This is a genomic window from Streptomyces sp. NPDC044003 (assembly GCF_056435185.1).
Genome location: NZ_JBWKFA010000016.1, coordinates 54,648 through 77,796, shown reverse-complemented (window position 1 = coordinate 77,796; position 23,149 = coordinate 54,648). Strand labels below are relative to the sequence as shown.

Genomic DNA, 23,149 nt, shown 5'->3' with positions numbered 1-23,149 from the left:
CATCCGTATAGTCATGTCTGCGGGCAGGGGAACGGCCCGCAGACACCCGACAAGGAGTCCTGACATGACCAGCACCACGAAGACCGCCAAGACCGTCCTGATCTCCGGCGCCTCGATCGCCGGCCCCGCCCTCGCCCTCTGGCTGCACCGCTACGGCTTCGCCCCCACCGTCGTCGAGCGCGCCCCCGAACTGCGCACCGGCGGCTACAAGGTCGACATCCGCGGCACCGCGATCGAGGTCTGCCGCCGGATGGGGATCCTCGACGAGATCCGCGCCAAGTCCACCGACATGCGCGGCGGTTCGTACGTCGACGACGCCGGCCGCACCATCGGCGAGCTGCCCGCCGACATCTTCGGCGGCCGCGTCGAGGAGGACGACGAGATCATGCGCGGCGAGCTCGCCCGCATCCTGTACGACCGGACCCGCGAGGACGTCGAGTACGTCTTCGGCGACTCGATCGCCGCCCTGGCGGAGGACGCCGACGGCGTCACCGTCACCTTCGAGAGCGGCACCGTCCGCCGCTTCGACCTGGTCGTCGGCGCCGACGGCCTCCACTCGAACACCCGGAAGCTCGCCTTCGGCCCGGAGGAGCGGTTCAAGCGCCACCTCGGCGCGTACATCTCCATCTTCACGGCCCCCAACCACCTGGGCCTGGACCGCTGGGAGACCTACCACGCGCTCCCCGGGAAGCTGGTCTGCGTCTACAGCTCGTCCGGCGAGGCCGACGCCAAGAACCTCTTCATCTTCTCCTCGGACCAGGAACTCCCCGAGGACCACCGGGACGTCGCCGCCCACAAGCGCCTGCTCACCGACACCTTCACGGGTGACGGCTGGGAGATCCCCCGGCTCCTCGGACACGCCGCCGAGGCCGACGACTTCTACCTCGACTCCATGTCCCTCGTCGAGATGGACAGCTGGTCCCGCGGCCGCGTCGTCCTCCTCGGCGACGCCGCCCACTGCTCCTCCCCCGCCTCCGGCCAGGGCACCGGCCTCGCCCTCATCGGCGCCTACGTCCTGGCGGGCGAACTGGCCCGCGCCGGCGGCGACCACACCGTGGCCTTCGCCCGCTACGAGCAGCACATGCGGCCGGGCGTCGCGCAGAACCAGAAGATGGCCGAGGGCTTCGTCAAGGAGATGACCGTCGGCTCGAAGTGGAAGATCGCCCTGCGCATGTTCATGGTCCGGACGCTGCCGAAGACCCCGTGGAAGAACCTCATCGCGAAGAAGATCCGCGACGGCATCCAGTCCGCGGCCAACGCGGTCCCGCTGGTCGACTACACGGCACCGGGCGCCGCCGGCACCACCGCACGCCCTACCGTGACCGCATGACCGACTTCCACAGCGCCCTCCGCTCCCTCCGGGTCTGGGACACCGAACTGCCGTCCTTCGACCCGGCGAGCGCCCCGCCCGAGCCGCTCCCCCTCTTCCACGACTGGTTCACGGCGGCGGTCGCGGCCGGCCAGACCGAGCCGCACACCCTCTCCCTGGCCACCGCGGACGAGGACGGCAGGCCCGATGTCCGTACGGTGATGCTGCACGACGCCGACGCGCGCGGCTGGCACTTCGCCTCGCACGCCGGCAGCGCCAAGGGCCGCCAGCTCGCCGCCCGCCCCGAGGCCGCGCTCGGCTTCTACTGGCCGGTCCAGGCCCGCCAGGTCCGCATCCGGGGCCACGTCACCACCGGGACCCCCGAGGAGGCGTACGAGGACCTCCACGCCCGCACCACCGGCGCCCTCGCCGCGGCGCTCGTGGGCCGGCAGAGCGAGGTCCTCGACTCCCCCGGGACCCTCGCCGAGGCGAGCGAGGCGGCCTGGCGCCGGGCCGAGGCGGAACCGGACGCAGCCGCCCCCAGCTGGACCCTGTACGTGGTCGAACCGGCCGAGGTCGAGTTCTTCCAGGGCGACGCCCGCCGCCGCCACGTCCGCCTCCGCTACCGCCGCACCCCGGACGGGGACTGGACCCGCGAACTCCTCTGGCCGTGAGCCCTATTCGGCCCCCGTCCCGTACATCTCCTCGATGTCCCGGGCGAAGTCCCGCAGCACCGCTCGCCGTTTGAGCTTCAGGGAGGGCGTCAGATGTCCGGAGGTCTCCGAGAACTCGGTGGTCAGGACCCGGAAGGCGCGGATCGACTCGGCCCGCGAGACCAGCCGGTTGGCATCGTCCACCCCCCGCTGGAGCGCGGCCAGCAGCTCCGGGTCCCGGGCCAGCTCCCAGAGCGCCAGATGGTCCTTGTGCCGCATCCGCCGCCAGTGCGTCAGGCCCTCGTGGTCCAGGGTGATCAGCGCCGTGACGTACGGGCGGTCGTCGCCGAGCACCATGCACTGGGCGACCAGCGGGTGGGCGCGCAGCCAGTCCTCCAGCGGGGCCGGGGCCACGTTCTTGCCGGCCGAGGTGATGAGGATGTCCTTCTTCCGGCCGGTGATCCGCAGATAGCCGTCGTCGTCGAGCGAGCCGAGGTCCCCGGTGGGGAACCAGCCCTCGTCGGTGTACGGCAGGGCCGCTCCGCGCTGTGCGTCCCAGTAGCCGGCGAAGACGTGGCCGCCCTTGAGCCAGACCTCGCCGTCGCCGGCGATCCGGACGGCGGTGCCCGGCAGCGGCCAGCCGACGGTCCCGGTGCGCGGCCGGCGCGGCGGGGTGACCGTCGAGGCGGCGGTGGTCTCCGTCAGGCCGTACCCCTCGAAGACCTCGACGCCGGCGCCCGCGAAGAACTCGGCGAGCGGGGCGCCGAGCGGGGAGCCGCCGCAGATCACGTACTTCACGCGGCCGCCGAGCGCGGTGCGGATGCGCCGGTAGACGAGCGGGTCGTAGAGCGCCCGCGCGGCCCGCAGGGAGAGCGAGGGCGAGGCCTGCCGCCCGTACCGGCGGGCGATCTTCGCGGCCCGGTCGAAGGCGGCGGCCTTCCCGCCGCGTTCGGCGGTGGCGCGGGCCTTGTTGAAGACCTTCTCCAGGACGTACGGGATCGCGAGGAGGAAGGTGGGCCGGAAGGCGGCGAGGTCGGTGAGGAGCTCCTCGCCCTCGACGGAGGGCGCGTGCCCGACGCGGACGCGGGCGCGGACGCAGCCGACGGCGACCATCCGGCCGAAGACGTGGGAGAGCGGCAGGAAGAGGAGGGTGGCGGCGGGCTCCTTGCTCTCCGAGACGAAGACGGGGTGGAGGAGCCGGACGGCGTTGTCGACCTCGGCGAAGAAGTTGGCGTGGGTGAGGGCGCAGCCCTTGGGCCGACCGGTGGTGCCGGAGGTGTAGATGAGGGTGGCGAGGGTCTCGGGCGTGAGCAGCCCCCGGCGGGCGGTCACGGCCTCGTCGGCGACCCGGGCACCCGCCTTCCGCAGCTGGTCGACGGCGCCGGTCCCGATCACCCACAGATGGGCGAGGCCGGGCAGCTGCCGCCGCTCGGCGGAGACGAGCCGCGCCTGCTCGGCGTCCTCGACGACACAGGCCGTGGCGCCGGAGTCCTGGAGGATCCAGCGGGTCTGGAAGGCGGAGGAGGTGGGGTAGACGGGGACGGTGACGAGTCCGGCGGCCCAGGCGGCGAAGTCGATCAGGGTCCACTCGTAGGTGGTGCGGGCCATCAGGGCGAGCCGGTCGCCGGGGCGCAGGCCGTGGGCGATGAGACCCTTGGCGACGGAGTGCACCTCGGCGGCGAACCGGGCGGCGGTGACGTCGCGCCACTCCCCTCCCGCGTCCTTCCGGGAGAAGAGGACGGCCTCGGGGGCCTGCCGGGCGTTGTCGTACGGCAGGTCGGCGAGCGAACCGCGGGCGACCCGGGGCACGAGGGCGGGGGCGGAGACCTCCCGGACCCGGCCGTCCACCACGACCTTGTGCGGCTCGACGGGCTCGGTCCCGGCTGCGGCGGTGACGACGGACACGGGCGGCTCCTCGGTCTGCGCGATGAACTGAGGTCGTGCGTCGGTGCGTTGAGCCCTGCGGTGCCTTGACTGCCTTGACTAGCCGGTAACCTTACTGTGGGGTAAGCCTCAACGGGGAGACCAGCGCTCGCTTTTCATGAGGTTTCCGAGCCCCGCCCAGGCGAAGCTCATCAGCGTCGCGGCGGCTTCCTTCGCCGTCACCCCGGGGGTCTCGTTCGCCCAGCCGGCCAAGGACTCGGCGGCCCCCACCAGGGCCTGCGCCAGCGCGTCGGCGTCCCGCGCGGTGACACCCGCCTCCCCCGCGGCCTCCCCGATCAGCCCGGCCGCGAAGCCCACGATCCCGTCCCGCATCCGCGCGACCTCCCCGGCGAACGGCTCCCCGTGCGTCCGCGCCTGCCGGCTCAGCACCACCCACGCGTCCGGGTGCTCGGCGGCGTACGTGAAGAAGGCGAGCAGCCCCGCCCAGAGCCGCTCGTCGGGCGGCGCCTCCGGCCCCCCCGAACCCGGCGGCCACGGCCGCGAGCAGCGCCCCGGCCTCCCGCCGGATGACGGTGGTGAACAGCTCCTCCTTGGAGCCGACGTACAGATAGACCAAGGGCTTGGAGACCCCGGCGAGTTCGGCGATCCCGTCCATGGACGCCGCCTGGTACCCCTGCCGCGCGAAGCACCGCACGGCCGCGTCCACCATCTGCCGTTCCCGCACCACCCGCGGCAGACGCCGCGCCTTCGCCCCACCGGCCACGGCGTCCAACCTTCCCGAGTACTCTCTCCGCCAGCCTACAAAGCTCCTAGACTCGGCCTGGATCGCAGCGAGACCGGGGATACGGGGGCACGCCACATGCAGGTCCGGATCACGAGCGGTGGGGCATGACACCGGCCCGCACCTCCCGCGCGGTCCTGTTCGGCGTCCACGCCTACCGGCACCTCGCCGCCCTCGACGGCGTACGGCACAACGCCCCCGCCTTACGCTCCCTGCTCGTCGCGGACGACCTCGGCGGCCTCGACCCGGCCCACTGCGTCACGGTCCCGCCCGACAGCACCGCCGCCGGCTTCCTCGACGCCGTCCAGGACGCGGCCGACGAGGCGGGCGACCTGCTCCTCGTCTACTACGCCGGACACGGCCACGTCGGCCGGGACGACAAGCAGTTGCTGCTCAGCACCCGGGAGTCCCGGAAGGCACGGCCCTTCCATTCGGTCCCGTACGACGAGGTGCGCGCGATCGTGGCCGCCTCCCGGGCCCAGCGCAAGATCGTGATCGTCGACTCCTGCTTCAGCGGCGGCGCCCTCCACATGGCCGCCGACTCCTCTGTCGCCGAAGGGGACTTCGAGATCGAGGGCGCCTGTGTCCTCACCTCCGCCGCCCAGACCGAGCGCTCCCTCTGCCTCACCGACGGCAGCGTCTTCACCCTCGAACTGCTCGCCGTCCTCGCGGGCGGCCTCCCCGCCGTCCTGCCCGACGGCCGGCGCGGCGACCAGCAGCCCGCCCTCACCATGGCCGATCTGTACGACACGCTGTGCGCCCGGCTCGACGGCCGCGTCATCGACGGCCACGCGATCCCGAAGCCGCGCATGAGCACCCGCGACAACGGCCACCGCATCCGCCTCGCGGCGAACCGCTCCTTCGCCACGCCGGTTCCCGCGTTCCAGCCCGGCCGCGGAGCCTCCCTGGACCGGCCGGGCGAGATGGGCCCGGGCCGCCCCCGCACCGCCTCGTCCCTCGCGCCCCGCACCCAGCTCGCCCCCACCAAGTACTTCACCGGCCGCGCGGAGGAAGTCGCACAGCTGGAGGCGATGGCGGCGGACGCCCCCGCCGTCTGCCTGATCCACGGCCGCGGCGGCCTGGGCAAGTCCGAACTGCTCCGGACCGTCGCCGCCCGCGTCTCCGAGCGGTTCCCCGGCGGCTGCCTGGAGATCGACCTGCGCGGCTGGACACCCGGCGAGACGCCCCGCAGCCCCGACGCCGTGATCGCCGAACAGCTCCTCCACCTCGGGCACGCGGCCCAGGACATCCCGTCCGACCCCGTCGCACGCGCCGAGTCCTGGCGCCTGTCCCTGGAGCGGAAGGCGGTCCTCCTCATCCTGGACAACGCCCGCGACGCCGCCCAGCTCGCCCCGCTCCTCCCCGGAGCCGGCTCGCGGAGCCTCGTCCTGGTCTCCAGCCGCTCGGCGCTCACCGACCTGACCTGGGACTGGAGCCACGAGCTGAAGCCCCTGAGCAAGGCCGAGTGCGCCGACGCCTGGCACCGGATGGGCGTCCCCGAATCCACCACCGGACTCGACGAGATCGCCGACCGCGTCCACGGCAGCCCCCTCGCCGTCCGCGCCCTCAGCACCCGCCTGCGCCGTGGAGCCCCGCCCGAGGCCGTGCTCGCCTCCCTCGCCGACTCCTCCCCGTACCGCGCGTTCCCCGACATCGACGCCGCCGAACGGGCCGCCTTCACCAGCGCCTACGACGCCCTCGACCCGGAGCTGCGCACCCTCGTCCGCCACGCGGCGGTCCACCCGGGCCCGGACTTCGGCGCGGACTCGCTCGCGGCCATGAGCGGCCTTCCGGAGCACGTGACCCAGCTGCGCCTCACCGAGATCGAGCAGCTCCTCACCCACCGCGAGGGCCGCTACGGCTTCCACGACCTGAGCCTGGGATACGCGAGGGAGCGCGCGGCCCAGGACGCCCCGGACGAGGCGGAGCCGAGCCGGAACCGTCTGTACGCCTCTCTCCTCGCCCGCCTGGAGCGGGAGCGGGAGACCCTGCGCAGCAGCCCCGCGGACGACGACGAGCCGATCCGCCGGGCCCGGCGCTGGCTGGACGCCCACGCCCAGGAGTTGAGCGCGGCGGCCCGCGCGTCGGCCGTCGGCGGCTGGGAGGACGCGCCCGCCTTCCTGCGCGCGGTCGGCCGGCTCTGCAGCCGCGAGTCCCGGGTCGTGGAGGCCCAGGGACTGTTCGACCTGCTGCTCGGCCTCGCGGCGGAGGGATCCCTGGAGCACGCCCACGCGCTGAACGGCCTGGGCCGGACGTACCGTCTGCAGGAGCGTCACACGGAGGGCATGGAACGGCAGCGCGAGGCCCTCGCCCTCTACGAGACCCACGGCGACGTCGGCGGCATGGCCGATGCCGTTCTCGAGATCGCCACGATCGACTACCTGAGCGAGCGGAGTGACACGGCGGCCGAGGGATTCGCGCGGGCCCGCGCCCTGTACGTCTCCGCCGGGAACGGGCACGGCCAGGCCGAAGCGCTGCTGCGCCTGGGCGACACCCGCCGGTACCAGCACCGGCCCGACGAGGCCGAGGAGCACTACCGGCAGGCCCTGGAGGTCTACCGGAAGCTCGGGAACCGCGGCGGCCAGGCCAAGGTGGGCATGGGCTACGGAAGCATCCTCCGGTACCAGCAGCAGTACGCGGAGGCCACCGGGATGTTCGAGGAGTCGTACCGCCTCTTCGACTCCCTGGGCGACCAGGGGGGCCGGGCGGACACGCTCGCGATCCTGGCCCTGGCCCACCTGGACCAGGACCACCTGGCCGAGGCGCAGGCCAAGGCCCAGGAGGCCCTCGACATCTACACGGCCCTCGGCGACCTCCGCGGCCAGGGGATCGGGCTCAGCGGCCTGGCCCATGTCAGCCGGGCGCGGGGACGGCCCGAGGAGGCCCTGCGCTTCCACACGAGGGCGTACGGGCTCCACCGCGAGATCGGTGACCGGCGGGGACAGGCGATCGAGCTCCTCGGCATGGCCTATGTCCACCTCGGCAACAGGGACTTCGACGCGGCGGGCACGGCCCTGAACGAGTCCCTGGGTCTCTGGCGGGACATCGACGACCCGGGCGGCGAAGGGGACGCGCTGTGCGGTCTGGCGCGGCTCGAACTCGACCTCGGGCTGCACGGGGCGGCGGCGGCCACCTGCCGGGAGGCGCTGGACCGCTACGAGACCATGGGGACCCGGCTCAACCAGGCGTACGCCCTGGCCCTCCTGGCCGGCATCGCCGCCGAGGACCCCGACCAGGGCGACCCCGCCGAGCTGTACCGGTCCGCGGCCGGCATCTACGGCGAGCTCGGCAAGGAGGAGAGCGCGGAGTGGTGCCGCAACCGCATCGCCGAACTCGGCCCCTGACGCACGCGTGCCCCGGGCCGGGGAGGTCCGGGGCACGAAGGCGCTGCGCGGGAAGGGTCAGGCGGCAGCCGTGACCGCGACCTTCTCGTCCTTCTCGCCGATCGCGGCCAGGTCGTCGATCGGGGAGGCCGAGGCGTGCTCGTACGCGGTGTGGTCGAGGATCTTCTCGCGGGCGGAGACGAGCACCGGGACCAGGGCCTGGCCCGCCACGTTCGTGGCCGTGCGCATCATGTCGAGGATCGGGTCGATCGCCATGAGGAGGCCGACGCCCTCCAGGGGGAGGCCCAGGGTGGAGAGGGTCAGGGTGAGCATGACCGTCGCGCCGGTGAGGCCGGCGGTGGCCGCCGAGCCGATGACGGAGACGAAGGCGATCAGCAGGTAGTCACCGATGCCGAGCTGCACGTCGAAGATCTGCGCGATGAAGATCGCGGCGAGCGCCGGGTAGATCGCGGCGCAGCCGTCCATCTTGGTGGTGGCGCCGAACGGGACGGCGAAGGAGGCGTACTCCTTCGGGACGCCGAGGCGCTCGGTGACCTTCTGGGTGACCGGCATGGTGCCGACCGAGGAGCGGGAGACGAAGGCCAGCTGGATGGCCGGCCAGGCGCCCTTGAAGAAGTGGAGCGGGTTGACCTTGGCGACCGTGGCGAGCAGCGTCGGGTAGACGACGAAGAGGACCAGGGCGCAGCCGACGTAGATGTCGGCGGTGAAGGTGGCGTACTTGCCGATCAGGTCCCAGCCGTAGTCGGCGATGGCGAAGCCGATGAGGCCGACGGTGCCGAGCGGGGCGAGGCGGATGACCCACCACAGGGCCTTCTGGAGGAGCTCCAGGACCGACTCGGAGAGGGTGAGGATCGGCTTGGCGCGGTCGCCGAGCTTGAGGGCGGCGATGCCGGCGACGGCGGCCATGAAGACGATCTGAAGGACGTTCAGCTCGGTGAAGGGCGTGATGACGTCCGTCGGGATGATGCCGGTGAGGAAGTCGATCCAGGAGCCCTCGCGCTTGGGCAGCTTGCCGTCCTGCGGGGTGAGGCCGGTGCCGGCGCCCGGGTTGGTGATCAGGCCGATGGCGAGGCCGATGCCGACCGCGATCAGCGAGGTGATCATGAACCAGAGGAGGGTGCGGGTGGCGAGCCGGGCGGCGTTGTTCACCTTCCGCAGGTTGGTGATCGAGACCAGGATCGCGAAGAAGACGAGCGGCGCGACGGCCAGCTTGAGCAGCTGGACGAAGATGTCGCCGATCTGGCCGAGGGTCTCCTTCAGCCAGGAGACGTCCTGGCTGCGGGCGACCCAGCCGAGCAGGGCGCCGAGGGCCAGACCGGCGATGATCTGGGCCCAGAAGGGGACCTTGGGTATCCGGGACGGCTTGGACTCGGTCGCGGAAGCGGACGAGGACACGGGCACACTCCACAGGTGCGTATCGGGGGAATACGGGACGGGGGTGCGGCGCACACGCGCTCGGGCGCGGGCCGCTGCATGATGCCGGATCAGGAGGCGCGGCAACAGACCGCGGACATACAGCGGCAGAGATCGACGTGCAGGCGCGCCACGAGCGGGGTGCTCGCGGCATCGGTCAGGCGCACTGTCGTCATCACGTCCAGCACGTTAACACTTGAACTTTGAGAACCTCAAAGCCATTCTTTGGGTTGCGGAGAGCCCCATTCGCCTCCGAAACGCAGAACACCCCAGGCCGGAGCCTTGGAAGGCCCTGCCCGGGGTGGATGTCTGTGAGGAAGCTTACGCAGCCCTTATACGGCTACAGCGCGTCCTCCTGGGACCGGTTCGCGTCGAGACGGCCCTTCGCGCGGTCGACCTTCGCCACGATCTCGGCGCTCGCCTCGTCCCGCACCTTGCGCAGGAGGACGAAGCTCAGCGGGGCGGAGATGACGATGGAGAGGACGAGGACCCAGAGGAGGTTCGAGTCGCCCAGGCCGCGCGGCAGCACGCCGACGTAGACGAGACCCCACAGGGCGAGGAAGCACCCGGCGAAGATCCCGAGCCGCATCAGCGTGTAGCGGAGCATGTCAGTCCACTCTTCCGTTCCGAAAGATCCCAAAGTTCCCATGCGGGACGAGCGCCTCCCAGTGAAGCACGCGGCGAGGGCGCCCCCGGGACCGGGCCTCTTGAGCACAGCAAGAGTAATAGATAATCTGCATCCATGACCCTTACCTTCGAGGTGGACCCGGCAGTCGACCCGGCCCTGCGCGACGGCGTGCTCTCCCTCTGGGCCGACGTCTCCAACGCGGGCGGCGCCGTCGGCTTCGTACCCCCCGTGACCCCCGACGCGATACGCCCCGAGCTGCTCAAGCACCTCGTCGCGATGACCGAGGGCGGCACGCGCCTGCTCGTCGGCCGGGACGAGGAGGGCAGGGTCGCCGCCACCGCCTTCTTCACCTTCAACAAGCACCGCCTGATGACCCACTGGGTGTGGCTCTACACCGTGATGGTCCACCCCCGGTACCAGGGCAAGGGGTACGGCCGCGACCTCATGGCGGCGGTCGAGCACACCGCCCGTACCGCCGAGGGCTTCGAGGCGATCGAGGCGATCCGGCTGACCTGCCGCGGCGGCACCGGCGTCGACGGCTTCTACGCCAAGTCCGGCTACAAGGAGGTCGGCCGCGTCCCCGACGCGATCCGGGTCGCCCCCGGGGACGACCGCGACGACATCATCATGCTGCTGCCGCTGACCTGAGACGACGAAGGGCCGGCGGGGTCGCCCCGCCGGCCCTTCGTCACGACCGCGTCAGAACCGCATGGACTGCGGCGACTCGCGCCGGTCCGCGTCCGGACCCGGGTACTCGCGGATGATCTCGTACCGCGTGTTCCGCTCGACCGGCCGGAAGCCCGCGTCACGGATCAGTTCGAGCAGGTCCTCGCGGCCCAGCTTGTTCGGCGTGCCGTAGTTGTCGGCGTCGTGCGTGATCTTGTACTCGACGACCGAGCCGTCCATGTCGTCGGCGCCGTGCTGGAGCGCCAGCTGCGCCGTCTGGACGCCGTGCATGACCCAGAAGACCTTGACGTGCGGCACGTTGTCGAAGAGCAGCCGGGAGACCGCGAAGGTCTTCAGGGCCTCGGCGCCGGTCGCCATCGTGGTGCGCGCCTGGAGCTTGTTGCGGACCTTGCCGTCCTGCATGTCGACGAAGTCGTGCTGGTAGCGCAGCGGGATGAAGACCTGGAAGCCGCCGGTCTCGTCCTGGAGCTCACGGAGCCGCAGCACGTGGTCCACGCGGTGGCGCGGCTCCTCGATGTGCCCGTAGAGCATGGTCGAGGGGGTCTTGAGCCCCTTCTCGTGGGCGAGCCGGTGGATCCGGGACCAGTCCTCCCAGTGGGTGCGGTGGTCCACGATGTGCTGCCGGACCTCCCAGTCGAAGATCTCGGCGCCGCCGCCGGTCAGCGACTCCAGGCCGGCCTCGATGAGCTCGTCGAGGATCTCGGAGGCGGAGAGGCCGGAGATCGTCTCGAAGTGGTGGATCTCGGTGGCCGTGAACGCCTTGAGGGAGACGTTCGGCAGGGCCTTCTTGAGCTCGGAGAGGGAGCGCGGGTAGTAGCGCCAGGGCAGGTTGGGGTGCAGCCCGTTGACGATGTGGAGCTCGGTGAGGTTCTCGTTCTCCATCGCCTTCGCGAGGCGCACGGCCTCCTCGATGCGCATGGTGTACGCGTCCTTCTCGCCCGGCTTGCGCTGGAAGGAGCAGTAGGCGCAGGAGGCGGTGCAGACGTTGGTCATGTTCAGATGCCGGTTGACATTGAAGTGGACCACGTCGCCGTTCTTGCGGGTCCGGACCTCGTGGGCCAGACCGCCGAGCCAGGCGAGGTCGTCGGACTCGTACAGGGCGATGCCGTCCTCACGGCTCAGCCGCTCACCGTCCCGGACCTTCTGCTCAAGTTCGCGCTTGAGTCCCGCGTCCATGTACGGCCGCCTCCCTTTATCTCCGAATTCAGGCTTGACCACCGTACTCTCAGCCCTCTTCGGGCAGCTCTCCGACCCGGTTCTCCCACTTGGTGGAGAGCACGATCGTCGTACGGGTGCGGGAGACGCCCTTGGTGCCGGAGAGCCGGCGGATCGTCTTCTCCAGGCCGTCGACGTCGTTAGCGCGCACCTTGAGCATGAAGGAGTCGTCGCCGGCGATGAACCAGCAGTCCTCGATCTCGGCGAGGTCCTTGAGGCGGCGGGCCACGTCCTCGTGGTCGGCGGCGTCCGAGAGGGAGATGCCGATGAGGGCCGTGACGCCGAGGCCGAGCGAGGCGGCGTCGACGGTGGCGCGGTAGCCGGTGATGACCCCGGCGGCCTCAAGACGGTTGATGCGGTCGGTGACGGAGGGGCCGGAGAGCCCGACGAGCCGGCCGAGCTCGGCGTACGAGGCGCGGCCGTTTTCGCGCAGAGCCTGGATGAGCTGCCTGTCCACGGCGTCCATAGGTATGAAGCCTTCCATTGTCCAGCGATACCGCGAGTTTAGGTATAGAATCTAAGGTACACAGGGGCGACACCCTGTGAATCTTTCAGCAGATCAAAGACGATCTTTCAGGAGTGGTGTTCACCGTGTACACGATCGAGATGGCCTACGCACGCATGCGCGAGCTGCAGGACCTGGCCAACCGCTCGCGTGCCCACCAGCCGACCGCCGCCTCGAAGCGCGCCGAGAAGAAGCACGCCAAGAAGCGCTAATCAGCCTGGAGAGCCGCACCGAGCTCTCCTTCCCACCGGCGGTACAGCTGGTGCGGCACTCCCGCCGCGTCCAGCACCCGCCCGGCGACGAAGTCCACCAGATCCTGGATGTGCGTCGCCCCCGCGTAGAACGCCGGAGAGGCGGGCAGCACCACGGCGCCCGCCTCGTCCAGCGCCACCATGTGCTTGAGCGTCTGTCCGTTCAGCGGAGTCTCCCGCACCGCGACCACCAGCGGACGCCGCTCCTTCAGCGTCACGCTCGCGACCCGCTGCAGCAGGTCCTTCGAGAGCCCGAGTGCCACTCCCGCCACAGCCGCGGTCGAGGCCGGCACCACCAGCATCCCCTTCGCCGGGTACGAGCCGGAGGACGGCCCCGCGGCCAGATCCCCGGCAGCCCAGTACCGCACGTCGTCGAGCCGGTCCGACACGTCGAAGGTGTCCGGCTTCCCGTCCGCCCCCCGCGCCAGCCACGCCGCCAGGTCCTCGCGCCAGTGCGCGTCCCGGAAGGCGATCCCCGTCTCGTCGAGCAGCGTCAGCCGCGAGGCCCGCGACACGACGAGGTCGACACTCTCCCCCGCGTCGAGCAGCCCCCTCAGCACGGCGGCGGCGTACGGCGTACCCGACGCCCCGGAAACCCCCACGATCCAGGGGGTGCGCTTGCCGTCGTTCATGCCGTCGAGCCTATCCGTCCTCGCACCGGGCTACGGGGTGAGCCCGCGGACCAGCAGATCGAGCAGCGCGCACACGAACAGGCTGATCCCGATGAAGCCGTTCGTCGTGAAGAACGCCCTGTTCAGACGGGACAGGTCGTGCGGCTTCACGATCGTGTGCTCGTAGCCGAAGGCCACGATCACGATCACCAGGCCGACCCAGAAGAAGAGGCCCGCGTCCGTCGCCAGGGCGTACCAGACGAGGAGGCCCGTCGTCACGACCGCCGAGGCGCGGGCGCCCCACAGTGCGGCCGGCACGCCGAAGCGGGCCGGGACCGACATGACGCCGTGCGCCCGGTCCGCCTGCACGTCCTGACAGGCGAAGATCAGGTCGAAGCCGCCGATCCAGATGCCGACCGCGAGGCCCAGGATGACCGCGTCCCAGGACCACTCCCCGGTCACGGCGAGCCAGGCGCCGATCGGCCCGATGGACTGCGCGAGACCGAGAATCGCGTGCGGGAAGTTGGTGAACCTCTTCCCGTACGGATAGACGACCATCGGGATGACGGCGAGCGGGGCGAGCGCCAGGCAGAGCGGGTTCAGGAGGGCGGCGGCGCCGAGGAAGACGACGACGGCGATCCCGGCCCCGGTCCACGCCGAACGCACGGACACCGCGCCGGTCACGAGCTCCCGGTTCGCGGTCCGCGGATTACGCGCGTCGATCTCGCGGTCGATGATCCGGTTGCAGGCCATGGCGAAGGTCCGCAGGCCCACCATGCAGACGGTGACGAGGAAGAGCGTCCACCAGTGGATGTTCCGGTCGAGCTGGAACATCGCGGTGAGGGAGGCGATGTAGGCGAAGGGCAGCGCGAAGACCGAGTGCTCGATCATCACCAGCCGCAGGAACGCCTTGGTACGCCCGGGCTCGGCGCCCGGGACGGCGGCCGTGGTCATCACAGCCCGTACTCCTTCCAGCGGCGGTCCACCAGGGCCGCGGTCGCCGGGTCCGACTCCACCATGTCCGGCCAGCCGCCGTCCCGGGTGTAGCCCTCCTCGGGCAGCTTCTTCGTGGCGTCGATACCGGCCTTGCCGCCCCAGAACTGCTGGTAGGAGGCATGGTCGAGATGATCCACCGGACCCTCGACCACCGTCAGGTCCCGCGCGTAGTCGGTGTTCCCGAGCGCCCGCCAGGACACCTCGTGCAGATCGTGCACGTCGCAGTCCTTGTCGACCACGATGATCAGCTTGGTCAGCGACATCATGTGCGCGCCCCAGATGGCGTGCATGACCTTCTGCGCGTGCTTCGGGTACTTCTTGTCGATCGAGACGATCGCGCAGTTGTGGAAGCCGCCCGACTCCGGCAGGTGGTAGTCGACGATGTCCGGAACGATGATCTTGAGGAGCGGCAGGAAGAAACGCTCCGTCGCCCGCCCGAGCGGCCCGTCCTCGGTCGGCGGCCGGCCGACGACGATCGACTGGAGCAGCGGACGCTTCCGCATCGTGATGCAGTCGATCTTCAGGGCGGGGAAGGGCTCCTGCGGGGTGTAGAAGCCGGTGTGGTCGCCGAAGGGACCCTCCGGAAGCATCTCGCCGGGCTCCAGCCAGCCCTCGACGACGACCTCGGCGTTGGCCGGGACCTGCAGCGGGACGGTCTTGCAGTCGACCATCTCGATCCGCTTGCCCTGCACGAAGCCGGCGAAGAGGTACTCGTCGATGTCGCCGGGCAGCGGCGCCGTCGAGGCGTACGTGACGGCCGGCGGGCAGCCGAAGGCGATCGCGACCGGCAGCCGCTCGCCGCGCTCGGCGGCGACCGCGTAGTGGTTGCGGCTGTCCTTGTGGATCTGCCAGTGCATGCCGATGGTGCGCTTGTCGTGCCGCTGGAGCCGGTAGAGCCCCAGGTTCCGCACCCCGGTCTCGGGATGCTTGGTGTGGGTGAGGCCCAGGTTGAAGAAGGAGCCGCCGTCCTTGGGCCAGGTGAACAGCGCGGGAAGGAGGTCGAGGTCGACGTCGTCCCCGGTGAGGACGACCTCCTGGACCGGAGCCTCCTTGACCTTCTTCGGCGGCACGTGGACCATCGAGCCCAGCTTGCCGAAGGCCTCCCGGACCCCGACGAAACCGTGCGGCAGCTCCGGCTTGAGGAGCCCGCCGATCTTCTCGCTGATCTCGCCGTACGACTTCAGACCGAGGGCCTTGAGCAGCCGGCGGTCCGTGCCGAAGACGTTCATCGCGAGGGGCATCGAGGAGCCCTTGACGTTCTCGAAGAGAAGCGCGGGACCTCCCGCCTTGTTCACCCGGTCGACGATCTCCCCGACCTCCAGGTACGGGTCGACTTCGGCCTTGATGCGCTTGAGGTCGCCTTCGCGCTCCAGGGCCCTGAGCAGCGAGCGGAGATCGTCGTAAGCCATAGGGGTCAGTATCCGCCACGGGCTAGGCTTGACCTGTCACCGGGGCCGCTGAAACGCGCCCCCGCCACCGCTTCCAGGGGGCCGCACCACATGCTCAGGGCGCTGATGTACATCCTGCCGCTGGCGCTGACGATCTATGCCTTCATCGACTGCCTGAACACCCCCGAGGACGAGGTCAAGCACCTGCCGAAGGTGGTCTGGGTCATCATCATCCTGCTGTTCTGGATCGTGGGCCCGATCGTGTGGTTCGCCGCCGGCAAGCTGCGCCGCGCCCCCGCCGGAGGCCGTACGCCCTCCGAGTGGCACCGCGACCACCGTCACGAGTGGGTCGCCCCGGACGACAACCCGGAGTTCCTCAAGTCCCTCCGCGAGGAGAACAAGAAAGACGAGTCCCTCCTCAAGGACTGGGAGGCGGACCTGCGCCGCCGCGAGGAAGAGCTGAAGAAGCGCGAGCGCGGCGAGGACACGGGGACCGAGGGCTGATGGAGCTGCGGCTCCTGGCCACCTTCGAGAAGGTGGCCGACGTCCTCTCCTTCACCAGGGCCGCGGCGGAACTCGGCTACGCCCAGTCGAGCGTCACGAGCCAGATCCGCTCCCTGGAGTCCTCGCTCGGGGTCGATCTCTTCGAGCGCCTCGGCTCCCGCATCCGCCTGACGGAGGCCGGTGAACGGCTCCTCCCGTACGCCCGCCGGATGGCGGACCTGGCGGAGGAGGCCCGTACCGCCGTCGCGACCACGGCGGAGCCCTCGGGCCCGATCGCGATCGGCACCATGGAGTCCCTCACCTCCTACCGGCTGCCGCCCCTCCTGGAGTACTTCCACCACCGCTACCCGAAGGTGCGGCTGACGCTCCGCCCCACGCTCGGCGACGAGACCCGGCAGGCGCTGCGGCAGGGCACGTACGACGTCGGCTTCCTGATGGAGCCGGAGACGGAACACGAGGGCCTGGAGTCGGAGATCCTCGCGCCGGAGCCCCTGGTCCTGGTGGCGGGCCCGGGCCATCCCCTGGTCGGCCGTACGGAGCTGACGAGCGCGGACCTGGCCGGTGCCCAGCTGGTGGGCACCGAGCCGGGCTGCCCGTACCGCGACCTGTTCGAGGCGGAGCTGCGGGAGTGGGCGCCGCCGTTCATGGAGTTCGGCACGATCGAGGCGACCAAGCGGGGGGTGGCGGCGGGCCTGGGGGTGGCGCTGCTCCCGAGGGTGGCGGTCGAGCGGGAACTGGCGGGCGGGACGCTGGTTCCGCTCCCCTGGGAGGCCCCGTTCACCCTGTTCACGCAGCTCGCGTGGCGGCGGGGGAAGCGGCTTCCGGCGCACGTGCGGCTGTTCGTGGAGCAGGCGCGGCGGCTGGTGTCCGAGCAGTGAGGGTGACCCTGAGGCTGGCGAGCACGATCAGCGGGACGCCGAGCGCCTGGACGAGCCCGATGTGATGCCCGTACACCGCCCAGTCGACGCCCATGGCGACGGCGGGGTAGGTGAAGGCGAGGACGGCGATCTTGGCGGTGGGCAGCTTGGCGTAGGCGGCGTACATGAGCACGTACATGAGCCCGGTGTGGATGAACCCGAGGCCGACGAGCCAGCCCCAGCCACCGCCGCCGACGCCCCCGAAGTCGACGAAGGGCAGCAGCAGCGGCATCCCGACGAGCACCTGCACCAGGGCGATGAGATGGGGCCGCACCCCCGTGATCCGCTTGGTGACGAAGGTGGCGAGGGCGTAGAGCACGGCGGCGGCGAGCGCGAACCCGAGCCCCTTGAGGGAGGCGGTGTCACCGGGCCGTACGCCGGACACGAGCACCAGTCCGACGAAGGCGAGGGCGAGCCACCCCAGCTTGGATCCGGGAATCCGCTCCCGCAGGACGACGGCCCCGAGCAGCACGAGGAAGAACGGCTGCGTGTGGTAGACGACGGTGGCGAGGGAGATGGAGCTGGCCTCGTACGCCTCGAACAGGAACACCCAGTTGAAGACGATGAAGACGCCGCCGAGCGCGGCGAGCCCCAGCTTCTTCGCGGTGAACCCGTGCCCGGTGAAGAACCCCCGGACGAGGCTGTAGGCCCCGAGGGCGAGGGCCCCGAAGAGGCAGCGGAAGAACACCACCTCGAAGGGCGAGGCGCCGGACTCGACGACGAAGACGCCGAGGGTGCCGGAGAGCACCATGGCGAGGGTGAGTTCGACGGTTCCCCTGGTCTCGTTTCTCATGACGACGACGCTACGAACGCGGACCGGGGGCGGTCCACGGGCCAGTGGGGCGTCCTGCCGATGGGCCCGATCGGCTCGGCCGATGGAGCCCGGAATACCTTCGGGGAGACGGGAGTTGGCAACGGGACACCCCCCGAGAGCCGGAGCAGAGATGACCCTCGACACCGCACGTGGCACGGACCGCTCGTTCCTCTTCGTCCTCGGCAGCTCGCGCTCCGACGGAAACACCGAGATCCTCGCCCGCGCCGCCGCCGCGCAACTTCCCGCCGACGTGCCGCAGCGCTGGGTGGACCTGAACGAGCTGACCCTGCCCGACTTCCAGGACGGACGGCACGAGTCGGCGGACCGGCAGGACGAGGAGAACGAGGAGCTGCTGCGGCAGGCCACGCTGGACGCCACCGACATCGTCATCGCCTCGCCGCTGTACTGGTACACCCTCTCCGCGCAGACCAAGCGCTACCTCGACTACTGGTCGGGCTGGCTGAACGTGCCCGACTCGGACTTCAAGGAGCGCATGGCGGGCGGCACGCTGTGGGGGGTGACGGCGATGGCGCACGACGAGCACGAGGTCGCGGACGGCCTGGTGACGGCCCTGAACCACTCGGCGGCCTATCTGGGGATGCGCTTCGGCGGCGTCCTGACCGGCACCGCGTCCCGCCCCGGCCGCATCCACGCCGACGAAGAGGCGATGACCCGCGCCAAGACCTTCTTCCAGAACGAGACCCCGCTCGCCCGCTTCCCCTACGAGGGGTAGCCCGTCCGACGTTCCCCGTGTGAGGCCGGCCCCCTGCCCGGGAAGGCTCCCGGTATGGATCTGGAACTGGCACGGCGGTGGCTCGGTACCGCGCTCGACGAGGCCCGGACCGGGCTCGCCGAGGGTGGGATTCCGATCGGGGCCGCGCTCTACGGGGCCGACGGGAAGCTGCTCGGGCGCGGGCACAACCGGCGGGTGCAGGACGGGGACCCGTCCCTGCATGCCGAGACCGCCGCCTTCCGGGACGCCGGCCGGCAGCGCTCGTACCGGGGGACGACGATGGTCACGACCCTCTCGCCCTGCTGGTACTGCTCCGGGCTCGTGCGGCAGTTCGGGATCTCCCGGGTGGTCGTCGGGGAGGCCGAGACCTTCCACGGCGGGCAGGAGTGGCTCGCGGAGCACGGGGTCGAGATCGTCGTGCTCGGTGATGCCGCCTGCGTCGGCCTGATGCGGGATTTCATCGACAAGAACCCGGCCCTGTGGAACGAGGACATCGGCGATGAGTGAAGCGAGTCTGCCCACGATCGATCTGGGGCGCGATCCGGGCCCCCAGCTGCCCGCCGTCGACCGGGCCCTGCGCGAGGCCGGGTTCCTGCTGGTCACCGGGCACGGTGTCGACGCGGGACTGCGGGCGGAGATCCGGGCCGTCGCCCGGCGGTTCTTCCATCTGCCCGCCGCCGTCAAGGAGCCGTACGCCGTGCGGGTCGGGGGGCGGGGGTGGCTCGGGCCGGGGGCGGAGGCCAACGGGTACGCGGAGGGCACGGCGACCCCGCCCGACCTGAAGGAGTCGCTCTCCTTCGCGGCCGATGAGCCGACCGGGGACCCGGTCGTGGACGCGGAGTGGTTCCTGCCCAATACGTGGCCCGCCGAGGTGCCTGAGCTCAGGCCGCTCGTGGAGACCTACCTGGTGGCCATGAAGTCGCTTTCCGATCGGGTTCTCGATCTGCTGGGTGTCGCGCTCGGCGAGGAGCGGGACTTCTTCACCCGGCACACCGGGCATCCCACCTTCGGTTTCAACGTCAACTGGTATCCGGGGCGGGAGCGGACCGGCGATCCGGAGCCCGGGCAGTTCCGTATCGGGCCGCACACGGACTTCGGCACGGTCACCGTGCTCGACCGGGAGGCGGGCAAGGGCGGGCTTCAGGTGTTCACCGACGCCCGGGGCTGGCAGGACGCTCCGTACGATCCGGCCGCGTTCACCGTCAACATCGGCGATCTGATGGCGGGCTGGACGGGAGGGCGGTGGCGTTCAGGGCGGCATCGGGTGCTGCCGCCGCCGGCGGACGCGCCCGCCGAGGAACTGATGTCGCTGGTCTACTTCTACGAGTGCACGCCGGGGACGACCATCCACGGCATCGAGTCGCACGCGTATCTGCGGGGTCAGCTCGATGCCATCGCCACCGAGTGACGCTCCCCGGCCTACTGCCAGCCGAAGTCGTCGGTGCCGGTGCCGGTGCCGGTGTCGCCGGTGGCGGGCTGCGCCGACGCCTCGATCTGGGCGACGGGCTGGTCCTGGGCGGCCTGCGCGGCCACCGAGGGGAGCAGGAGGGCGGCGAGGGAGCAGACGACGACCGCGGTGGTCCGGGCGATACGGGTGCTGATCATGGGAGGAGCCTTTCGGGACTGCAGAAGTGGGAACGGGTCCGGCCTCGTACCCCGCGGTGGTGCGGGCCGGTGTCGCCTCCGGAGCTCCTCGCCCCTTCGGCACGTCCTACTCTGCTCGCCCGGCGGGACCCCCGGTAGGCCTGCCGGGTGGCCCCAAGAGGCCATGACCCAATGGGGCCAGGAAGGCCGCTTCCGCCCGCCGCAGCGACCAGCCGGTGAAGCCCGGGTGCCGGGTCAGCAGCCGCTCGCAGAGGGCCGCCGTACGGGCCTCCGCCTGGGCCAGTGAGTCCGCGAGGAGATAGACCCCGAGGACGGGGCCACGGGGCCCGTTCGCATGGGCGCTGACGTGCTCGACGCCCTCGTCGGGACGGGCGAGCCCCAGAGCCTTGGTGGCGGCGTCGCAGGGCATCAACATTCCTGCGGGTGAGGCGAGTTGGGCGTGGATCAGGTACATGGGATCCAGAGTGTCAAGCCGGGACGCCATTCCACGACAACTCCCGGTGGCCCCTTGATGCCTTGGACTGAAACGGCCAACCTCCCCTCCGGCGGTCCATGATCACCGACGTCGTGCGACGATCCCTGTGATCAACCATCGTGCGAGGGGGGGCCTCCAGGATGCTCACGCTGTTGGGACTGGACCAGAGGACCGAGTCCGTCTACCGCGCCATGCTGGCGTATCCGGGCGACGGGGTCGTCGCGCTCGGGACACGGATCGGGTTCGCGGAGGAGGAGGTGCGAGGAGCGCTCGACCGGCTCAGCGAGATCGGCCTGGTCCGCTCCTCGTACGACTCTCCCGGGACGCTGCGGGCGGTGAGCCCGGACGTCGGGATGGAGCTGCTGCTCGCCCGGCAGCAGGCCGAGCTCCTCGCCCAGCAGCAGCGGGTGGAGGAGAGCCGCGCCGCCGCCGCGCAGCTCATCGCCGAGTACACGCAGCTGCGTCCGCAGACCCCCGAACCGGGGGTCGAGCACCTGATCGGTCTGGACGAGATCCGCGACCGCCTCGCCTCGCTGCACCGGCAGGTCCGGGAGGAGGTGATGATCTTCTCCCCCGACGGGGCGCAGTCGCAGGACAACCTGGAGGCCTCGAAGCCGCTGGACCTCGCCCTGCTGGAGCGCGGGATCCGGATGCGGACCGTCTATCTGGACAGCGTCCGCAACAGCCCGCACACCATGGCGTACGCCGAGTGGCTCGGCAGTCTCGGCCGGCAGGCCCGTACCGTCGCCACCCTGCCCGTGCGGCTGATCATCATCGACCGTGCGACCGCCGTGATGCCGGTCAGCAGTGACGATTCGGCGGCCGGTGCGGTGGTGATCACCGGCCAGGGCACCGTCACCGCGCTCTGCGCCCTCTTCGAGACGGTGTGGGAGGGCGCGAAGCCGCTGGGCGAGCCGGTGACCGAGGAGGACGGCGAGCTCACCGACACCGAGGCCACCACGCTGCGGCTGCTCGCCAGCGGTCTCACCGACGAGGCGATCGCCAAGCGCCTCGGCGTCTCCCACCGGACCGCCCGCCGGACGGCGACCCTGCTCATGGAACGCCTGGGCGCGCGCAGCCGCTTCGAGGCGGGCGTGCGCGCGGTGCAGCGGGGGTGGCTGTCCTGACCGCCGCTGCGGCGCCGGGGCGATGCCCGGCGCCGCAGCGGTAGGTCCTACTTGCCGTCCCAGTCGCCGGCGACCGGGATCATTCCGTCGCCGCCGAAGTTGAACTCGTAGTCGGCGTCGTTGTTCGTGTTCTGGTTGTTGATCGAGAAGACGTGGCTGCTCGGCATCCACACCGCGACCGTGTCCTTGCCGTCCCGGTCGAAGTCGCCGACGACCGGCTTGTGGCCGACGGTGCCGTACACGAACTCGTAGTCGTTGCCGCCGGAGTTCGGCGCGTTGCGGAGGTAGACCTTGCGGGTCGACGGGTCGTACATGCCGATGCCGCTTCCGCCGATGCCGTCCCAGTCGCCGGCCAGCGGGATCATGCCGTCGTCGCCGTAGACGAAGACCTTCTCCGCCGCACCGGCGGTGTTGGAGTTGCGCAGGTAGAAGGTGTGGTTCGAGGGGCGCCACACGCCGATGGTGTCGGTGCCGTTGCCGTCCCAGTCGCCGACGACCGGGACGTCGCCGAGGCTGCCGAAGCTGATCTCGTAGCTGTTGGCGCCCTGGTTGGGCGAGTTGCGCAGGTAGAAGGTGTGCGTGGCCGGGTCCCACATGCCGACGCCGTCGCCGCCTGCGCCGTCCCAGTTGCCGGTCAGCGGCTTCATCCCCGTACCGCCGTAGACGAAGTCACCGGCGTCGTTGCCGCCCGCGTTCGCCGTGTTCCGCAGGTGGAAGTAGTGGTTGTACGGGTCCCACATGCCGATGCCGTCCTGGCGGGCGAAGACCGGGTCGTACGGGTCGGAGCCGAGTCCCACCTGGGGGCCGCAGACCGGCCACTGGTTCTCGCCGTAGGTGTCGAGGAGCTTCTCGCCGACGAGGATCTGCTCCTCCCTGGTCGCCTGGTTCGGGTACGCGGCGTACTGGGTGCCGCCCATGGCCTGCCAGGTGCTCAGGCTGAACTGGATGCCGCCGTAGTAGCCGTTGCCGGTGTTGAGGGACCAGTTGCCGCCGCTCTCGCACTGGGCGAGCTTGTCCCAGGTGGCGACGGAGGCGGCGGTGGCCTGCCCGGCGCCGAGCGTGAGGGAGGCGAGGAGGGTGCCCGCGGCGAGGGCGAGCGTGGACAGGCGGGAGGACAGGGAGCGCATGACGAGACCTCGGTACGGGGGAGTGGGGAAGGGGCCGGGCGCGGGGCGGCGGCGCCGGGGCGGGTGCCCGGCGCCGCCGCGTGGGGGTCCTACTTGCCGTCCCAGTCGCCGGCGACCGGGATCATTCCGTCGCCGCCGAAGTTGAACTCGTAGTCGGCGTCGTTGTTCGTGTTCTGGTTGTT

Annotated in this window: 23 protein-coding genes and 1 pseudogene; 11 read left to right on the top strand and 13 right to left on the bottom strand. The window is 71.0% G+C overall.

The features are described from left to right. The first annotated feature begins 64 nt into the window (after positions 1 to 64). On the top strand, positions 65 to 1,330 hold the full coding sequence (locus AC07AW_RS38060) for an FAD-dependent monooxygenase (RefSeq protein ID WP_478820023.1): 1,266 nt from the start codon (positions 65 to 67) through the stop codon (positions 1,328 to 1,330). Continuing rightward, positions 1,327 to 1,983 (top strand): pyridoxine/pyridoxamine 5'-phosphate oxidase, encoded by a 657-nt coding sequence (locus AC07AW_RS38055; RefSeq protein WP_478820022.1) that lies wholly within the window; start codon positions 1,327 to 1,329, stop codon positions 1,981 to 1,983. The genes AC07AW_RS38060 and AC07AW_RS38055 overlap by 4 nt, the downstream gene beginning before the upstream one ends. Positions 1,984 to 1,986: 3 nt before the next feature. Here AC07AW_RS38055 and AC07AW_RS38050 read toward each other — a convergent pair whose 3' ends face one another. Together AC07AW_RS38050 and AC07AW_RS38045 are read right to left on the bottom strand one after the other, a co-directional pair. Then, a complete protein-coding gene (locus AC07AW_RS38050; RefSeq protein ID WP_478820021.1) occupies positions 1,987 to 3,867 on the bottom strand; it encodes an AMP-dependent synthetase/ligase in 1,881 nt (626 codons plus the stop codon). A gap of 108 nt (positions 3,868 to 3,975) precedes the next feature. Then, positions 3,976 to 4,555, bottom strand: a pseudogene (locus tag AC07AW_RS38045) (TetR/AcrR family transcriptional regulator). 179 nt (positions 4,556 to 4,734) lie between these two features. Here AC07AW_RS38045 and AC07AW_RS38040 point away from each other — a divergent pair. Then, the gene (locus AC07AW_RS38040) at positions 4,735 to 7,971 is read left to right on the top strand and encodes a caspase, EACC1-associated type (protein ID WP_478820020.1); all 3,237 of its coding nucleotides are present in this window, start codon (positions 4,735 to 4,737) and stop codon (positions 7,969 to 7,971) included. Between the two features lie 57 nt (positions 7,972 to 8,028). On the opposite strand, the gene AC07AW_RS38035 is transcribed toward AC07AW_RS38040, so the two are convergent. Together AC07AW_RS38035 and AC07AW_RS38030 are read right to left on the bottom strand one after the other, a co-directional pair. Further along, a complete protein-coding gene (locus AC07AW_RS38035) occupies positions 8,029 to 9,366 on the bottom strand; it encodes a dicarboxylate/amino acid:cation symporter (protein WP_478820019.1) in 1,338 nt (445 codons plus the stop codon). Positions 9,367 to 9,724: 358 nt separating this feature from the next. Further along, positions 9,725 to 9,991 (bottom strand): DUF4229 domain-containing protein, encoded by a 267-nt coding sequence (locus tag AC07AW_RS38030; protein WP_329853093.1) that lies wholly within the window; start codon positions 9,989 to 9,991, stop codon positions 9,725 to 9,727. 135 nt (positions 9,992 to 10,126) lie between these two features. Between AC07AW_RS38030 and AC07AW_RS38025 the strand changes: the two genes are divergently transcribed. After that, positions 10,127 to 10,660, top strand: a complete 534-nt coding sequence (locus AC07AW_RS38025) for an N-acetyltransferase family protein (protein ID WP_478820018.1) — start codon at positions 10,127 to 10,129, stop codon at positions 10,658 to 10,660. Between the two features lie 51 nt (positions 10,661 to 10,711). Here the strand turns inward: AC07AW_RS38025 and mqnE are convergent, their stop codons facing one another. Further along, positions 10,712 to 11,875 (bottom strand): aminofutalosine synthase MqnE, encoded by a 1,164-nt coding sequence (gene mqnE / locus AC07AW_RS38020; RefSeq protein WP_478820017.1) that lies wholly within the window; start codon positions 11,873 to 11,875, stop codon positions 10,712 to 10,714. A gap of 49 nt (positions 11,876 to 11,924) precedes the next feature. Then, positions 11,925 to 12,380 (bottom strand): Lrp/AsnC family transcriptional regulator, encoded by a 456-nt coding sequence (locus AC07AW_RS38015; RefSeq protein WP_017241016.1) that lies wholly within the window; start codon positions 12,378 to 12,380, stop codon positions 11,925 to 11,927. Positions 12,381 to 12,493: 113 nt separating this feature from the next. On the opposite strand from AC07AW_RS38015, the gene AC07AW_RS38010 reads away from it, so the two are divergent. After that, positions 12,494 to 12,631: a hypothetical protein gene (locus AC07AW_RS38010; RefSeq protein WP_167537137.1), complete on the top strand. Its 138-nt coding sequence runs from the start codon at positions 12,494 to 12,496 to the stop codon at positions 12,629 to 12,631. On the opposite strand, the gene AC07AW_RS38005 is transcribed toward AC07AW_RS38010, so the two are convergent. Genes AC07AW_RS38005 through AC07AW_RS37995 form a run of 3 tightly spaced genes read right to left on the bottom strand, consistent with a single transcriptional unit; the run spans position 12,628 to position 15,686 of the window. Further along, a complete protein-coding gene (locus tag AC07AW_RS38005) occupies positions 12,628 to 13,302 on the bottom strand; it encodes a UbiX family flavin prenyltransferase (RefSeq protein WP_392157748.1) in 675 nt (224 codons plus the stop codon). The two genes, AC07AW_RS38010 and AC07AW_RS38005, sit on opposite strands and share 4 nt — an antisense overlap. A gap of 30 nt (positions 13,303 to 13,332) precedes the next feature. Further along, a complete protein-coding gene (gene mqnP / locus AC07AW_RS38000) occupies positions 13,333 to 14,235 on the bottom strand; it encodes a menaquinone biosynthesis prenyltransferase MqnP (RefSeq protein WP_478820016.1) in 903 nt (300 codons plus the stop codon). Next, entirely contained in the window at positions 14,235 to 15,686 is a 1,452-nt protein-coding gene (locus AC07AW_RS37995; RefSeq protein ID WP_388855359.1) for a menaquinone biosynthesis decarboxylase, read from the bottom strand. The genes mqnP and AC07AW_RS37995 overlap by 1 nt, the downstream gene beginning before the upstream one ends. A 90-nt stretch (positions 15,687 to 15,776) precedes the next feature. On the opposite strand from AC07AW_RS37995, the gene AC07AW_RS37990 reads away from it, so the two are divergent. Beyond that, complete coding sequence (locus AC07AW_RS37990) at positions 15,777 to 16,169, top strand: PLD nuclease N-terminal domain-containing protein (RefSeq protein ID WP_478820015.1); 393 nt, start codon at positions 15,777 to 15,779, stop codon at positions 16,167 to 16,169. Continuing rightward, positions 16,169 to 17,047, top strand: coding sequence for a LysR family transcriptional regulator (locus tag AC07AW_RS37985; protein WP_478820014.1), 879 nt, complete (start codon positions 16,169 to 16,171; stop codon positions 17,045 to 17,047). Before AC07AW_RS37990 ends, AC07AW_RS37985 begins: the two co-directional genes overlap by 1 nt. Here AC07AW_RS37985 and AC07AW_RS37980 read toward each other — a convergent pair. Beyond that, complete coding sequence (locus AC07AW_RS37980; protein ID WP_478820013.1) at positions 16,956 to 17,879, bottom strand: DMT family transporter; 924 nt, start codon at positions 17,877 to 17,879, stop codon at positions 16,956 to 16,958. The two genes, AC07AW_RS37985 and AC07AW_RS37980, sit on opposite strands and share 92 nt — an antisense overlap. Positions 17,880 to 18,030: 151 nt before the next feature. Here AC07AW_RS37980 and AC07AW_RS37975 point away from each other — a divergent pair, with 151 nt between their 5' ends. The 3 genes from AC07AW_RS37975 to AC07AW_RS37965 are packed head-to-tail and all read left to right on the top strand — an operon-like array spanning position 18,031 to position 20,041. Further along, positions 18,031 to 18,633, top strand: coding sequence for a flavodoxin family protein (locus AC07AW_RS37975; protein WP_478820012.1), 603 nt, complete (start codon positions 18,031 to 18,033; stop codon positions 18,631 to 18,633). Between the two features lie 54 nt (positions 18,634 to 18,687). Continuing rightward, entirely contained in the window at positions 18,688 to 19,140 is a 453-nt protein-coding gene (locus tag AC07AW_RS37970; RefSeq protein ID WP_478820011.1) for a nucleoside deaminase, read from the top strand. Further along, entirely contained in the window at positions 19,133 to 20,041 is a 909-nt protein-coding gene (locus tag AC07AW_RS37965) for an isopenicillin N synthase family dioxygenase (protein WP_478820010.1), read from the top strand. The genes AC07AW_RS37970 and AC07AW_RS37965 overlap by 8 nt, the downstream gene beginning before the upstream one ends. Positions 20,042 to 20,052: 11 nt before the next feature. Here AC07AW_RS37965 and AC07AW_RS37960 read toward each other — a convergent pair whose 3' ends face one another. Continuing rightward, complete coding sequence (locus AC07AW_RS37960; RefSeq protein ID WP_478820009.1) at positions 20,053 to 20,238, bottom strand: hypothetical protein; 186 nt, start codon at positions 20,236 to 20,238, stop codon at positions 20,053 to 20,055. 106 nt (positions 20,239 to 20,344) lie between these two features. Further along, positions 20,345 to 20,692: a hypothetical protein gene (locus AC07AW_RS37955; RefSeq protein WP_478820008.1), complete on the bottom strand. Its 348-nt coding sequence runs from the start codon at positions 20,690 to 20,692 to the stop codon at positions 20,345 to 20,347. 161 nt (positions 20,693 to 20,853) lie between these two features. Between AC07AW_RS37955 and AC07AW_RS37950 the strand changes: the two genes are divergently transcribed. Beyond that, on the top strand, positions 20,854 to 21,840 hold the full coding sequence (locus tag AC07AW_RS37950; protein ID WP_478820007.1) for a LuxR C-terminal-related transcriptional regulator: 987 nt from the start codon (positions 20,854 to 20,856) through the stop codon (positions 21,838 to 21,840). Positions 21,841 to 21,887: 47 nt separating this feature from the next. On the opposite strand, the gene AC07AW_RS37945 is transcribed toward AC07AW_RS37950, so the two are convergent. Next, positions 21,888 to 22,967 carry a transglycosylase family protein gene (locus AC07AW_RS37945; RefSeq protein ID WP_478820006.1) on the bottom strand — a complete coding sequence of 360 codons (1,080 nt, stop codon included), beginning with the start codon at positions 22,965 to 22,967 and terminating at the stop codon, positions 21,888 to 21,890. Between the last annotated feature and the right edge of the window lie 182 nt (positions 22,968 to 23,149).